This window comes from Streptomyces sp. NPDC040545 (genome assembly GCF_055595065.1).
In genome coordinates, this window is sequence record NZ_JBVIWA010000026.1 from 1 (window position 1) to 12,653 (window position 12,653).

At 71.0% G+C, this 12,653-nt stretch carries 15 protein-coding genes; 8 read left to right on the plus strand and 7 right to left on the minus strand.

What is annotated here, in order from left to right; all coding sequences use genetic code 11:
* Nucleotides 1-105 precede the first annotated feature (105 nt).
* A complete protein-coding gene (locus ACZ573_RS33655; RefSeq protein ID WP_471311829.1) occupies nucleotides 106-831 on the plus strand; it encodes a 4'-phosphopantetheinyl transferase family protein in 726 nt (241 codons plus the stop codon).
* A gap of 40 nt (nucleotides 832-871) precedes the next feature.
* Nucleotides 872-1,519, plus strand: a complete 648-nt coding sequence (locus tag ACZ573_RS33660; protein ID WP_314250381.1) for a response regulator transcription factor — start codon at nucleotides 872-874, stop codon at nucleotides 1,517-1,519.
* A 42-nt stretch (nucleotides 1,520-1,561) separates the two neighbouring features.
* Here the strand turns inward: ACZ573_RS33660 and ACZ573_RS33665 are convergent, their stop codons facing one another.
* Nucleotides 1,562-3,103 carry an AMP-binding protein gene (locus ACZ573_RS33665; protein ID WP_471311832.1) on the minus strand — a complete coding sequence of 514 codons (1,542 nt, stop codon included), beginning with the start codon at nucleotides 3,101-3,103 and terminating at the stop codon, nucleotides 1,562-1,564.
* Between the two features lie 336 nt (nucleotides 3,104-3,439).
* Complete coding sequence (locus tag ACZ573_RS33670; protein ID WP_471311835.1) at nucleotides 3,440-4,555, minus strand: winged helix DNA-binding domain-containing protein; 1,116 nt, start codon at nucleotides 4,553-4,555, stop codon at nucleotides 3,440-3,442.
* A gap of 176 nt (nucleotides 4,556-4,731) precedes the next feature.
* On the opposite strand from ACZ573_RS33670, the gene ACZ573_RS33675 reads away from it, so the two are divergent.
* From ACZ573_RS33675 to ACZ573_RS33685, 3 genes are all read left to right on the plus strand, one after another.
* Nucleotides 4,732-5,901 carry a magnesium and cobalt transport protein CorA gene (locus tag ACZ573_RS33675; protein WP_471311837.1) on the plus strand — a complete coding sequence of 390 codons (1,170 nt, stop codon included), beginning with the start codon at nucleotides 4,732-4,734 and terminating at the stop codon, nucleotides 5,899-5,901.
* Nucleotides 5,902-6,299: 398 nt separating this feature from the next.
* Nucleotides 6,300-6,512, plus strand: coding sequence for a hypothetical protein (locus tag ACZ573_RS33680; RefSeq protein ID WP_471311840.1), 213 nt, complete (start codon nucleotides 6,300-6,302; stop codon nucleotides 6,510-6,512).
* Nucleotides 6,513-6,604: 92 nt separating this feature from the next.
* Nucleotides 6,605-7,195, plus strand: a complete 591-nt coding sequence (locus ACZ573_RS33685) for a restriction endonuclease (protein WP_471311843.1) — start codon at nucleotides 6,605-6,607, stop codon at nucleotides 7,193-7,195.
* A 3-nt stretch (nucleotides 7,196-7,198) separates the two neighbouring features.
* On the opposite strand, the gene ACZ573_RS33690 is transcribed toward ACZ573_RS33685, so the two are convergent.
* The gene (locus ACZ573_RS33690; protein WP_471311846.1) at nucleotides 7,199-8,008 is read right to left on the minus strand and encodes a tyrosine-type recombinase/integrase; all 810 of its coding nucleotides are present in this window, start codon (nucleotides 8,006-8,008) and stop codon (nucleotides 7,199-7,201) included.
* A gap of 30 nt (nucleotides 8,009-8,038) precedes the next feature.
* Between ACZ573_RS33690 and ACZ573_RS33695 the strand changes: the two genes are divergently transcribed.
* Nucleotides 8,039-8,488 (plus strand): hypothetical protein, encoded by a 450-nt coding sequence (locus ACZ573_RS33695; RefSeq protein WP_471311849.1) that lies wholly within the window; start codon nucleotides 8,039-8,041, stop codon nucleotides 8,486-8,488.
* 70 nt (nucleotides 8,489-8,558) lie between these two features.
* Here the strand turns inward: ACZ573_RS33695 and ACZ573_RS33700 are convergent, their stop codons facing one another.
* Both ACZ573_RS33700 and ACZ573_RS33705 read right to left on the minus strand, forming a co-directional pair.
* A complete protein-coding gene (locus ACZ573_RS33700) occupies nucleotides 8,559-8,996 on the minus strand; it encodes an NUDIX hydrolase (protein WP_471311852.1) in 438 nt (145 codons plus the stop codon).
* Nucleotides 8,997-9,026: 30 nt separating this feature from the next.
* Nucleotides 9,027-9,452 carry an SDR family oxidoreductase gene (locus tag ACZ573_RS33705; RefSeq protein ID WP_471311855.1) on the minus strand — a complete coding sequence of 142 codons (426 nt, stop codon included), beginning with the start codon at nucleotides 9,450-9,452 and terminating at the stop codon, nucleotides 9,027-9,029.
* Here ACZ573_RS33705 and ACZ573_RS33710 point away from each other — a divergent pair.
* Nucleotides 9,439-10,680: an erythromycin esterase family protein gene (locus ACZ573_RS33710; RefSeq protein ID WP_471311858.1), complete on the plus strand. Its 1,242-nt coding sequence runs from the start codon at nucleotides 9,439-9,441 to the stop codon at nucleotides 10,678-10,680. The two genes, ACZ573_RS33705 and ACZ573_RS33710, sit on opposite strands and share 14 nt — an antisense overlap.
* A gap of 7 nt (nucleotides 10,681-10,687) precedes the next feature.
* Here ACZ573_RS33710 and ACZ573_RS33715 read toward each other — a convergent pair whose 3' ends face one another.
* Nucleotides 10,688-11,083 (minus strand): hypothetical protein, encoded by a 396-nt coding sequence (locus ACZ573_RS33715; protein ID WP_471311861.1) that lies wholly within the window; start codon nucleotides 11,081-11,083, stop codon nucleotides 10,688-10,690.
* Nucleotides 11,084-11,524: 441 nt separating this feature from the next.
* On the opposite strand from ACZ573_RS33715, the gene ACZ573_RS33720 reads away from it, so the two are divergent.
* Nucleotides 11,525-11,887 carry a putative T7SS-secreted protein gene (locus tag ACZ573_RS33720; RefSeq protein WP_471311864.1) on the plus strand — a complete coding sequence of 121 codons (363 nt, stop codon included), beginning with the start codon at nucleotides 11,525-11,527 and terminating at the stop codon, nucleotides 11,885-11,887.
* Here the strand turns inward: ACZ573_RS33720 and ACZ573_RS33725 are convergent.
* Entirely contained in the window at nucleotides 11,874-12,617 is a 744-nt protein-coding gene (locus ACZ573_RS33725) for a HEAT repeat domain-containing protein (protein ID WP_471311867.1), read from the minus strand. The two genes, ACZ573_RS33720 and ACZ573_RS33725, sit on opposite strands and share 14 nt — an antisense overlap.
* Nucleotides 12,618-12,653 lie beyond the last annotated feature (36 nt).

The window sequence follows — 12,653 nt, forward strand, 5'->3', positions numbered from 1 at the left end:
CGCCGAGACCCGCGAGGTCCTCGTCAGCGCCCTCGCGATGCTCCGCAACAAGCACGCCGATCTGCCGTCCCGCAAGCACGGCAACCCGCCGCAGTGAGGGCCCCGATGACCGCGACGCTGCCGTTCCCCCCTCAGGTCGCGTTCGTGGAGAGGGCCGACGACGTACCCCTGAGCACCCTGTATGCCCGGGAGGCGGAGGTGGTCGCCGACGCCGTCGAGTCGCGGCGCCGCGAGTTCGCCACCGTCCGGGCCTGCGCCCGCACCGCCATGGGCCGCCTCGGATTCGCGCCGGCCCCCCTGCTGCCAGGGCTGCGGGGAGCCCCGCAGTGGCCGGACGGGCTCGTCGGGACGATGACGCACTGCACGGGCTACCGGGCCGCCGCCGTGGCACGGGCCACTGATCTCCTCTCCATCGGAATGGACGCGGAACGCAACCTGCCGCTGCCCGGTCCGGATGTGCTCCAGCACATCGCCCTTCCCGACGAACAGGAGCAGCTGGCCCGGCTCGCCTCGCGGCACCCCGCCGTCTGCTGGGACCGTCTGCTGTTCAGCGCCAAGGAGAGCGTCTACAAGACCTGGTTCCCGCCGGCCCGCGTCTTCCTGGACTTCCTGGAGTGCAGGGTGACGCTGCACCCCGACACCGGTACCTTCACCGCACACGTGCTGGTACCGAGCCCGGTCATCCGCGGAGTGAGCCTGTCGGAGTTCGGCGGCCACTGGCTGGTGCGCGACGGACTGATCCTCACGGCCATCGCGCTGACCCCGTCGGGGACCTCCCGAGATTGGCTCGTTCCCGAGCTGGAAGGTGCGCGACGATCACCGGCTCGTTAGATTCGCCGTACCACCCGAGACCCAAGTGCGGGAGCATGCGTTGCGCGTTGTCCTGGCCGAGGACCTGTTCCTCCTCCGTGACGGTCTGGTCCGGCTCTTGGAGGCCTACGACTGCGAGATCGTCGCGGCGGTCGACAACGGCCCCGATCTCTCACAGGCACTTCTCACCCTCGAGCCCGATGTGGCGGTGGTGGACGTCCGGCTGCCTCCGTCCTTCACCGATGAGGGACTTCAGGCCACATTGCAGGCCCGTCGCCGGATCCCCGGTCTTCCGGTACTGGTCCTCTCCCAGCACGTGGAGCAGCTCTATGCCCGGGAGCTCCTGGAAGGCGGCACCGGCGGCATCGGCTACCTGCTCAAGGACCGGGTGTTCAACGCGGAGCAGTTCATCGACGCGGTCCGCCGGGTCGCGGCGGGCGGCACCGCCATGGACCCGCAGGTGATCTCCCAGCTCCTCGCCCGCAACGACCATGTGGGACCCCTCGGGCACCTGACCCCGCGCGAACGCGAAGTTCTGGAGCTGATGGCGGAGGGCCGCTCCAACGCGGCCATCTCGCAGCAACTCGTTATCACGGAGCGTTCGGTGGCGAAGCACACCTCCAACATCTTCACCAAACTCGATCTCCCGCCGTCGGACGACAACAACCGACGGGTCCTGGCCGTCCTCGCCTTCCTCAACGGATCCTGACCCGAGCCCGGGGAGGCTTCTCGGGTCAGGATCCGTCGTGGTTCAGTTCACCTCGCGGTCCAGGCCTGACCAATACGGCTGCCGCAGCTTGAACTTCTGGACCTTGCCGGTGGCCGTGCGCGGAATGCTGTCCCGGAACTCGACGGTCGTCGGGGCCTTGTAGCCGGCCATCCGCTGCTTGCAGTGGGCGATGATGTCGGCTTCCTGCGCGGTCGCGCCCTCGGCGAGGACCACGAGGGCCTTGATCGTCTCGCCCCACTTCTCGTGCGGCACACCGATGACGGCGACCTCCGCGACCGCCGGGTGGCTGAAGATCGCGTCCTCCACCTCGATCGACGACACGTTCTCGCCGCCCGTGATGATCACGTCCTTCTTCCGGTCGGAGATCGTCAGGTGGCCGTCGGCCTCGTCAAGCGTGCCGCCGTCGCCGGTGTGGAACCAGCCGTCCTGGAGCGCCGCCGAGGTCTCCTCGGGCTTGTCCCAGTAGCCGTCGAGCACCACGTTCGACCGGGCCAGGACCTCGCCGGACCCCGAGACCCTCAGCTTGACCCCGAGCGCCGGCAGGCCCGCCCGGGCCAGCTTGCGCGCCCGCTCCTCGGCGGGCAGTACGGCGTCCTCGGGGCGGGCCCGGTTGAAGGTGAGCAGGGGCGAGGTCTCGGTCAGGCCGTAGATCTGCGTGAACTCCCAGCCGAGCTCCTCGCCCACCCGCTGGATCGTCCTGCTCGGCGGCGGGGCTCCCGCGCAGACGATCCGTACGCGGTCGCGGCCCGGGATCTCGCCCTCCCAGGTCGCCGCCGCGTCGAGCACCGCGTTCCAGACGGCGGGCGCGCCGCACATCAGCGTGACCCCGTGCTCGTCGACGCGGCGCAGGATCTCGGCGCCGTCGACCTTGCGCAGCACCACCTGCTTCACGCCGAGTCCGGCCATCACGTACGGCATGCCCCAGCCGTTGCAGTGGAACATGGGCAGCGTGTGCATGTAGACGTCGCGCTCCCACACGCGGGTGTGCAGCCCGAAGGTCAGACCGTTGACCCAGATGTTGCGGTGGGTCAGCTGCACGCCCTTGGGGCGGGCGGTGGTACCCGACGTGTAGTTGATCGTCGCGGTGGCGTCCTCGTCCGGGTTCGACCACGGGCGCGGCTCGACACCGAACCGCATCAGCTCGCTCTCGGTCTGCGCACCGAGGACGAACCGGTGGCGGACCTTGATCCCGGAGAGCATCTCGTGGAGCTCCGGGTCGACGAGCAGGACCGATGCCCCGCACTGCCGCACCACGTATTCGATCTCTTCGAGCTTGAGGCGGAAGTTCACCGGCACGCAGATCCGACCGCTCATCGGCACCGCGAACAGCAGCTCCAGCAGCCGGGACGAGTTGTGGCTGACCACCGCCACCCGCTCGCCCTCCCCGACCCCCAGCCGGTCGAACCCGGCCTGCCAAGCCCGGACCCGCTCACCCAGCCGGCCGTACGTCGACACGGGCACCGGCGAAGCGGGCTGGTCCGGCTCGTCCACCACGCCGGGGCTGGAGGAGAACCCCAGCTCGGCCCGGTCGAGGAAGTCCGCGACGGTCATCGGAATCCGCATTGCTCTCTCCTGGTGTCGGGGCAACTGCAGGGAGGGGCACCGACGGCGGAATCCGCGGGCGGCGCCCCCGTGACGGAGACGGCCGGACGGTCAGTGCCCGCCCGGCCGGACGGCGGTGCACGGGACGTCCCGCGCGGCCGGGACCTGGGCAGCAGCGGTGTTCTGCAGGCAGCCGGTCATGCTCTTGGTCGTCATGGCAGGCATCGTGCCGCCTTCGGTGCACGGATCACCAGTACGCCGTCAGCCCGCGAGTCGACCGCAGCCGCTCCGAGGAGCCCGGGCGACCACGCCGACGAGGTCTGACGGCGCCCGCCCGTAGGCGTCAGCCCGTAGGCGTCAGCCGCCGATGGCCCCGAACCGCACGGAGACGGCGCCGATGGCCCCGCCCCCGGACTCCCGCATGTCGGCGACCATCCGCTCCCCTTCCGCGACGATCTCCGCCTGCTCCCCCTTCGAGGTATTTCCGAACAGCTCGACGGTGAGCACGCCCCCGTCCAGCTTCCACAGACCGGCGAGGAACCCGTCCACGAGCAGGGTGCAGTGGGCCTGGTTCCCGGTCCACGTACGCCCCTTGATCTCGGAGGCGACCACGCGGGTGCGGTCGGCGTGCGAGAGCAGCAGATTGTCGAACTCCGGCAGGAAGCGCGGCGGCGCCGGGGTGTCCGCGTCGGGGCGCGGCCCGTCGGGGAGGTCGAAGAGCTCCACACCGTTCTCGTCCTGGAAGGCGAGGAGGCCCGGGCGCAGCCGCTCGAAGGCCTCGCGCAGCCGGGTCAGGCCGGCCCAGGTCTGCATGTCCTTGACGGAGGCGGGCCCGAAGGCGGCGAGGTAGCGCAGCACGACCTCGTCCACGGGCTGCGCCGCACCGGCGGGCTTCCCGAGCCAGCTCTCGACGGTGGTGAGCCGGACCTGACCGCTGCGCCCCCACACCCCACGAGGGGTGACCTGGACCAGCGGCAGCCGGCAGCGGGCGGCGACGGACAGGGACTGCGGGTCGGCGTCGGGCCATTCCTGGAGCAGTTCCTCGCGGATCTCGCCCATGGTGCGCGGCTCGCTCTCGACGAAGGCGCGGGCGCGCTTCGCGAGCCGGTCCAGATCCACCCCCGTGAGCCCCTTGCGGAAGTAGTTGACCTCACGGTCGCGGGCGGGCTGGACGAGGGGCCTGAGGGTCAGGGCGTCATGGGCGGTGTGCGTGTGGATGGTGGACCGCATGGTGACCATCCGGACGGCCTCGCGGGACTCCATGAGCCCGGCCAGCTCGGCGGGCCGGAAGCCGGCGAGCCGGGCGTGCAGCTGGAAGTAGGGCGGCTTCACGTTCTGCGCCTGCAGGCCGAGCAGGTGCGCGACGGCGTCCCCCGCGGACATCTCGGCGCGGCTCAGCAGCAACTGGCGGGCGAGCGTGGCACGGTTCAGAGCGCGGGTACCGAGTACGGGGTGTGTCGTCCTGGAAGCCATGGCAGCAAACTAACCCCCCTTGCGGACAGCTTTCGTCCGCAACCCCGGACCGGACCGGCCGGACCGGAGCGGTCGGGAGCGGGCCGGAAATCCCCTGCCCGGCACCGGTCGCCCCTTTGCCCCCTATATCCTGCCCCTTGCCCGTAAACACACGTTCGACCGGGAGCTGACCTGCGATGCCGGAGCGCCCAGACCGCCGCCCGTCGCCGTCCGCCGCGAAGCGCACGAGTTGGCGACGCCCCGCCGCCCCGTCCGCCGCCACCCCTCCGGCGGGACCGCCGGCCGGCCCGCAGCCCGCGCCGACGGCCCCCGCTCCCCCGGACCACCGCAGCGTGATCGACTCGGCCGTCTACCGCGACGGCCGCCGGATCGCCTCCCCCGCCACCCTCGCCGAGACCTTCCGGCAGCTGCGCGAGGAGCCCGACGGAATGGCCTGGATCGGCCTGCACCGTCCGACGGAGCCCGAACTCCACTCCTTGGCCGCCGAGTTCAACCTCCACGAACTCGCCGTCGAGGACGCCCTGGAGGCCCACCAGCGCCCCAAGCTGGAACGCTACGGCGACACCCTCTTCGTCGTCCTGCGCGCCGCCCGCTACCTCGACGCCCAGGAGGAGGTCGACTTCGCCGAGCTCCACATCTTCGTCGGCCCGGACTTCCTGATCACGGTCCGCCACGGCGGCGCCCCGGACCTCTCCGCCGTCCGCCGCCGGATGGAAGGCAACCCGGACCTCCTCTCCCTCGGCCCGGAGGCGGCCTTGTACGCCATCCTCGATGCGGTGGTCGACGGCTACGCCCCGGTCGTCGAGGGCGTCCAGACCGACATCGACGAGATCGAGACGGAGGTCTTCCGCGGCGACCCGGCGGTCTCCCGCCGCATCTACGAACTCTCCCGCGAAATGGTCGAGTTCCAACGCGCGACCCGCCCCCTGGTGGGCATGCTCCACGGCCTGATGGCGGGCTTCGCGAAGTACGGCACGGACGAGGAACTCCAGCGCTACCTCCGCGACGTGGCGGACCACGTAACCCACACGAGCGAACGCGTCGACGGCTTCCGCCAGGCCCTGACGGAAATCCTCACGGTCAACGCCACCCTGGTCTCCCAACAACAGAACGCCGAAATGCGCGCCCTGGCCGAGGCGGGCTTCGAACAGAACGAGGAAATCAAGAAGATCTCCGCCTGGGCCGCCATCCTCTTCGCCCCCACCCTGGTGGGCACGATCTACGGCATGAACTTCGAAGACATGCCGGAGCTCAAGTGGGCCGGCGGCTACCCCTTCGCGATCCTGCTGATGGCAGTGGTCTGCGTCAGCCTCTACGTCATCTTCAAGAAGCGCGACTGGCTGTAGCGGCCCACTGCACGAGCTTGATCGACTTAGCGCAAGCGAACCATGGATCAATCCCTCAGAGGCCCCATGGGGAGAATCTGGGGAGAATGCGCGGCAGAGGGTCGACCACGCTCAGCATCGCCGCCTCAACGGGGCGGCGCCCGGCGCAGTCGTCGCCTGCTGCGCTCCGCAGGAACTGGCCATTCGGTCCGCCCTGCATTTCCACTACGTGACACACGGCCGGAAAGCCTGCGCGCAGGCCAGCGGGCCATGCAGTCAACCAGAGACTCGCGAAGACATGGCCGACTTGCACCCTTGCCGCTTGCCCGATCATGACGGTGCATCAGGTTCTGTCGGTGGTCGCCGCTACAACCGATCTGGAGGTCCGCACGACGCGGACCGATGGGGAGGGAATCAGCATGCCGAAGGTTCCGGACGGATACGTGCGCGTACGAAGCCACCTCCGCCGCAAGCCGGGTCCGAAGTCCGCCAAGGGCCTGAGCGTCTGGGCCGTGGCCGGCCTGTGTGCGGTGGTGTGGCTCTGGGGGCAGATCTTCGGGTTCGGCGACAGCTCCGCCGAGCAGCGGCCCGCGCCGAAGCCCGCCGTCTCCGCGCCAGCGGGCGGACAGTGACGGCCCGACGGCGGCGAAGCATCCGGTGGCGACCGCGCAGTACCACAGACGTCCTGGGTGCGGCAGCCGTTGCCCTCGCTCTCGCGGTCGCCATGGCACAGGCCGCATCGCGCCTCCTGACGAGGGTCGCTGCGGCCTGGCCGCTGCTGGTCCTGACCGGTCTCGCCCTCGCCGTCGGCTTGGCCTGCCTCCGGGTACGGGGCTCCCGTCGGCATCGCGCGGACAGCGAGAGACTGGCCCGTCTGCGCATCACCTTGTCCGAGTTGGACGCGATGGACGACCAGCAGTTCGAGTACGCGCTGCGCGACCTCCTCGTCCGCGACGGCTGGGCGGCCAGGAAGGTGGGCGGCGGCGGAGACCAGGCCGCGGACGTCATCGGCGTCCGGATACCCCTCGGGCGGATCGTGGTGCAGGCGAAGCACACCCGCGTCGGAGGCAAGGTCGGCTCGTCGGTGATGTACCAGGTGAACGGAACGGCGGGTCCCGCACACAGGGCGGACCACGCGGTCGTCGTCACCAACGGCGCATTCACCCGCGACGCCATGGCGTGGGGCGACCGTCACGGCGTGCGGTGGGTGGACCGCGACCGACTGAACCACTGGGCCCACGAGGGCAAGGCGTTGCACGAACTCCTCGGCCTGCCCGCAAGACGCGCGCGCCTGCCGTGGCGTCGAGCGGCATGAGACTCAGCGCGTGACCCGCCAACGAGAACGGGTGGCACAGCATGTGCTGTGCCACCCGTTCTCAGGCAAGGGCAAGGTCTTTCGGGACGTACTGAGGGGCCACTCCGAGCAGCGCGTCGACTGCCGCACGCCCCTTGCCTCCGGCATCGGGCATGAAGTGGGCGTAGTGGTCGAGGGTGATGGTCGGGCTGGAGTGGCCGAGCCACCGGGCGAGGGTGACACGGACTCGCCCGCTTCGAGGATCACGGAGGCGTAGGTGTGCCGGAGGACGTGGAAGCCGACCTTGCGGGACGCCTTCCAGCGCTGGCCCTTCTGCCGCACGGGGATCACTCCGGCCTTCGCGAGGGCGGGCTTCCACACCTCGTCGTTGAAGATGTCGGCGCGGATCGCGTTGCCGTAAGTAGTGGCAAGGATCAGCGGGAAGGAGCGTCTTTCCCGATCGACTTCGGGGCCGCCCCAGGGCAGCTCGACCTCGACGGCCGGATGCTGCAGGAAGTGTGCGCGCAGCTCGGCGGCTACCGAAGGCGGCATGTCGACGACGCGGGTCTTCCCGCCCTTGGGAAGGGTGAAGTACAGGCGGCCGTACAGGAGCTGGACCTGTCGGCGGACGCGGATGAGGCCGCGCTCGAAGTCGACGTCCGCCGGCGACAGCCCGAAGACCTCCCCCTGGCGCAGCCCACACCCGAGGGCGACGACGACGGCGATCCGGTACGGCTGGTTGATGACGTCCCGCACCCGCTGCGCGGTCTCCAGCAGCCACGCCTCCCGCTGGTCCTCCGGAGCCTTGGGCCAGCGCACCGACTTGGCACGCATGTGGCTCCCGATCCGGTGCGGGGCTGTCACGTGCAGCCGAAAGACTTCGCCTGGTTCCAGGAGTCCCTGGCCCACACCACCGGGGCGGGCCTCATGGCCTTCACGGGCTCCGGCCACGCCACCGCCCGCCACCTCACCGAGCGGCAGGGTCACAAACGCTTCACCGGCCTCGAACACGCGGCCGGCACGAGTGTGCAGGACGCCGCCCACAGGCTCCTGGGCACCGAGTACGTCGGCACCGACCACGTCTTCCGCCTGAACGGTCCTCGCGTCGAGGCGTTCTCCGGCGTGGACCAGGCACTCTTCCGTCTCCTCGCCAGGGGCGACGTCGAGGAGTACCGCGCCGTCGTCCACGCCGGCCGCGACACCCGCCCCCGGCTCACCTTCGACAAGAGCTGGGGAGGCCCCGTCTCCGTCCACGCCGACGGCTCCGTCTTCGCCCCGCGGTTGCTGCCGGGGCAGGACGAGGAGCCCCAGTAGGGCCGGGGAACATAGTCGGGGCCGGCCCACCTCAGAGCCGGCCCCGAGGGATGTCGACCTACTCGCAGGCTCAGAGCGGCGCCCCGGCTCCAAAGCTTCCGGCGCCGACGGCTCCCCTCAGCACGTGGGCGATCTCCTCGGGCTTGAGGTCGATGCCGTCGAGCCCCTCCAGGGTCAGCGGTACCTCCTCCAGCGCGTACTCGCCGCGGCCTTCGGCACTGAACTCGGGGCCGGTGCGGTCGTCGAAGGACCAGGTCGCGATCCGGGCGAGGTAGAAGAGCTGGCGCTCGTCGTCGGTCTCCATCGTGTGGAGGAGGCGGACGATGTCCGCCTTCCCCGCGATCTCCTCGTGGATCTCACGGTGGAGGGCGGCCTCTCGGGACTCGTCGCTGGGATCGACACCGCCTCCCGGCAGGACCCAGTACTCGGGGATGCCGGGCCTGGTGCGGCGGATGACCAGCATCGTGTCGTCGGCGGTGACGAGGACGGCGCGGACTCGTTCGATCATTTCGGTTCGTCTCCTTGCTTGTTGACGGTCTCAGTGGAGCAGCCAGCCGCCGTCGACGTGGACGGACTGCCCCGTGATGAGCGAGGCGGAGGGGCCCACGAGGAACGCCACCAGGGCCGCGACGTCTTCGGGCCGGCCACGGCGCGGGACGCACTGGCGCTTGATCTGGTCTTCCGGCCGCGCACGGTGCCGGGCGGGGAGGGCGTTCTCTGCCACGACCTGGATGGCTCCGGGCAGGACCGTGTTGACGCAGATCCCGTACGGACCAAGGGGGCCGCCTCCGGCGCCGGGCAGCGCGCAGCTGGCCGAATACGATCGGGCCGGGGTGGACGACGTTGTCGTCGGCGTCGCGGGAGTGTATTCCAGGGATGGCCAGCTGACCCATGAACGGGTGCGCGAGGCCGGGGCACGCCCTGCCGCACGCGGGGAGGAGAGCGAGACGGTGCCCGACGACATGGCCCGGTGGCTGAACGAGCACGCCAACCCATTGAGCACCCTGACCCCCGGCGCGCCCGTGGAGGACCTGAGACCCCTGGGCGAGGCACTGCGGGGGACTCGGATCGCCGGTCTGGGGGAATCCACCCACGGCACGGGCGAGTTCTTCCGGCTGAAGCACCGCATCGTGGAGTTCCTGGTCCGCGAGGAGGGGTTCACCACCCTCGCCATGGAGGCCAGCCAGTCCGCCGCCCGCGCGCTCGACGCGTACGTCCGGTACGGCACGGGCTCCCCCGAACGGCTCGTCGCCCGGCTGGGCTTCTGGACCTGGCGCACCCGCGAGATGGCCGACCTCGTCGAGTGGCTGTACGCCCACAACCGCGACCTGCCCGAAGAGCGCCGGGTCCGCTTCGCGGGAACGGACCCCCAGCTCTGCGCCGACTCGGTCGAGGCCGTCGCCGCCTTTCTGCGCCGGACGGCGCCCGATCAGGCCGGGCGCGTCAGCGCCTTGGACGTACTGGCCCGGGCCCGCCCGGGCTCGCATCCGGACCCGGACAAGGCCCTGATGCGGCGCGCCGAGGAGATCGCCCGCCTCGTCGCGGACCACGTCGAGCGGTCGGGTCCCGGCGACGACGCCGACGAGGCTCTGGAACACGCGCGGATCCTGGTCCGCGCCGCCGACCTGGTGACCCGGCCCTTCGCGGCCCCGGCCGGCGAGGACGGCGTGTACGCCGCGCGTGACCGCTACATGGCCGAGGCCGTCGCACGGCTCGTGGACGAGGACCCCGAGGCGCGCGTCATGGTCTGGGCACACAACGGGCACATCGCGAAGGGCACGTACGGGGAACAGGTGCCGGCCCTCGGCAGCAGACTCCGCGAACGGTACGGCGACGCCTATTACGCGCTCGCCCTCCTCTTCGGCAAGGGCTCCTTCCTGGCCCGCCGCGGCAACGATCTTCAGAGCGCGCCGGCGCGCCACCGCATCGGCACCGGCCTCCGCTCCCTGGAGGCCAGCCTCACGCACGCCTTACCCGGCGACTACTACGCCGACCTCCGCGCCGCGGATTCACCCGCCGGCGCCGTGCCCTGGCTGCACGCCCCGCACGCACAGCGCAGCTTCGGCGCCAACGTCCAGCGGTTCTTCTACCGCTTCAACACGGCCCCGCTCGTCCCGGCCGAGGACTACGACGGCATCGCGTTCGTGGCCCGCTCGACCTGCTCCCACCTGCTGCCCCCGACGGAGGGCTGAGGTTCTTTCACGGCCACAGGTCGAGCGCGGCGTTCAGAGTGAGCTGCCGCATCGGTTCGGCACCGGTGCCGAATGCCGCGGCGAGCCCGTACCCCACGGACGCGTCATAAGGGTCCCGGGCACGCTCGGACTCGCCCGCCGACCCCCAGTCGGCCGACACGCGCCCGTCGCCGCTCGATGCGAAGACGTCGAGCAGCCGCTCGTCCCGCAGCAGCCGACTGGTGCCGAGAGAGTCCGGAACCAGCAGATAGCGGCACTGCCGCGCCCCGGAGGCGACCTCGACCCGGTACGAGCGCCGGGCCAGGAATCCCTTGGAGGGCCGCAGCGTCTCCTCCGCGCCGCCGACGAACAGAGTGAGGTGCCCGGGGCCGCGCGTCCCGATCGGCACATGGCTCTCCGGCACGGTGTGCGGGGTCGTACGGATTCATCGGGACCCTCGCCTCCTGCTCACCCTGATGATCGTCTTCCCCCAGTCTCGGCCGGACGCGGAGGGCCGGTTCCCTTTCCGGCCAGAGGCGGGGCGGCGCCACGGCCGGGGCGCGGCCTCCGGCATGAACGGTCAGCTGCGGGCATCACGGACCGCCGCCGGTCGGGCGGACTCCGCTTCCAGCTCCGCCAGCCGCTGCGCGGCGAACCGTACACCTGCGTCCTGCGCTTGGCGCAGGGCGAGTTGCGCGCCCGTGGTGTCGCCGAACTGCCGGCGGATGGCGGCTGGTGCCGGACGGTGCGGCGCTCGACGGGGACGGGCGGGAGGAGCAGGAGAAGGTGTGAGCGGGGGCGGGGCGGACGGCGATGTCTCGAAGCAGGCGCTGGGACAGATGGCGAGGGGCATCAGAAGTTCGCGATGCACCCCACGGACCGGCTGCATGCCGCCGACGCCTGCAAGGCGTACGTCGCGAAGGCCGAGACCTACAACGCGGCGGCGAAGGCCGGCCGGGATCCCGGTCCGGATCCGCAGAAACCGGTCGGCGTGGGCGAGGCCGACGGCACGCGGGCCCACGAGATCCTGAACGAGGCCCACCCGGAGCGGATGCCGGGCGCGTGGATCCGGTTGCGCTCAGGAAATGCGCTGCCGGAACATGGGATCGCCGAGCTCACGTACCTGCGCGCGAACCCGGGGGCCACCTACCAGGAGGCGCACCGGGTGGCGAACGGGCGTCCTGCACCTCGGCGGTCCAGGATGAACAGGTCGACTACACCTTCCTGAAAGCCTCGCGGAAGCTCGATGCGCTGGACACGGAACGGGGTGTGTGGCCGGGAGCGGGGGACCGGGTTTCGGCGGCCATGATCTGTTCGAGGACCTCTGCGTAGAGGGACCGCCTGTCGGGACGGACGCGGACGGCGGCATGTCTGAGGGTGGGGATCGCCGGCGTGCCCATGTCGATGAGCCCCTTGGCCGCAGTCCTGCGGACGACGGGATGGGAGTGCTCCAGCATTCCGGTCAGGGCGGGTATCGCGGGCGCCCAGTTCGCACGGCAGAGAATCCTGATCGCCGTGCGCACCAGATCCGGCTGGGGGTCGTCCAGCAGGATCGACGTGTGCCGCAGGTAGGTCTGCCGGTCCAGCATTGCCCGTGAGGTCCGGTGGGCGTGCAGGCGGATCTTGGGCCTGGGATGATGCAGCAACTCTTCGATCAGCTCCCGGAGACGGGGGTCCTGATCCGGCTCGGGGCCGCCGTGCCCCTCGGCCAGTCGCGCGAGTGCGTGGCGTACCCGCACCAGGTCGCCACCACGGGCCTGGTCCAACAGCTCCTGCCGGGAAGGTGGTCGTGATGCATCCGGCGACGCGGCCGGGACGCGGTCACGGAGCGCTGCCAGCGCGGCGGCGTCCTGCCGTACAGCGTCCGGGCCGCGCAGCGGACCCTCGACGAGGAGCGGTCCGTCCGCGAGGTCGTCGCGTCCCTCGGCGCGCAGCCGCCGACAGGTCTGCGTCAGCACAGGGGTGCGCAGCAGGGCACGCCCGCGGAGCAGGTC

What these genes read in the sequence shown, in the direction of transcription:
- ACZ573_RS33655 (WP_471311829.1), top strand. Translation starts at nt 106, where the DNA reads ATGACCGCGACGCTGCCGTTCCCCCCTCAGGTCGCGTTCGTGGAGAGG.
- ACZ573_RS33665 (WP_471311832.1), bottom strand. Translation starts at nt 3,103, where the DNA reads ATGCGGATTCCGATGACCGTCGCGGACTTCCTCGACCGGGCCGAGCTG.
- ACZ573_RS33670 (WP_471311835.1), bottom strand. Translation starts at nt 4,555, where the DNA reads ATGGCTTCCAGGACGACACACCCCGTACTCGGTACCCGCGCTCTGAAC.
- ACZ573_RS33675 (WP_471311837.1), top strand. Translation starts at nt 4,732, where the DNA reads ATGCCGGAGCGCCCAGACCGCCGCCCGTCGCCGTCCGCCGCGAAGCGC.
- ACZ573_RS33680 (WP_471311840.1), top strand. Translation starts at nt 6,300, where the DNA reads ATGCCGAAGGTTCCGGACGGATACGTGCGCGTACGAAGCCACCTCCGC.
- ACZ573_RS33685 (WP_471311843.1), top strand. Translation starts at nt 6,605, where the DNA reads ATGGCACAGGCCGCATCGCGCCTCCTGACGAGGGTCGCTGCGGCCTGG.
- ACZ573_RS33690 (WP_471311846.1), bottom strand. Translation starts at nt 8,008, where the DNA reads ATGCGTGCCAAGTCGGTGCGCTGGCCCAAGGCTCCGGAGGACCAGCGG.
- ACZ573_RS33700 (WP_471311852.1), bottom strand. Translation starts at nt 8,996, where the DNA reads ATGATCGAACGAGTCCGCGCCGTCCTCGTCACCGCCGACGACACGATG.
- ACZ573_RS33705 (WP_471311855.1), bottom strand. Translation starts at nt 9,452, where the DNA reads ATGTCGTCGGGCACCGTCTCGCTCTCCTCCCCGCGTGCGGCAGGGCGT.
- ACZ573_RS33720 (WP_471311864.1), top strand. Translation starts at nt 11,525, where the DNA reads ATGCACCCCACGGACCGGCTGCATGCCGCCGACGCCTGCAAGGCGTAC.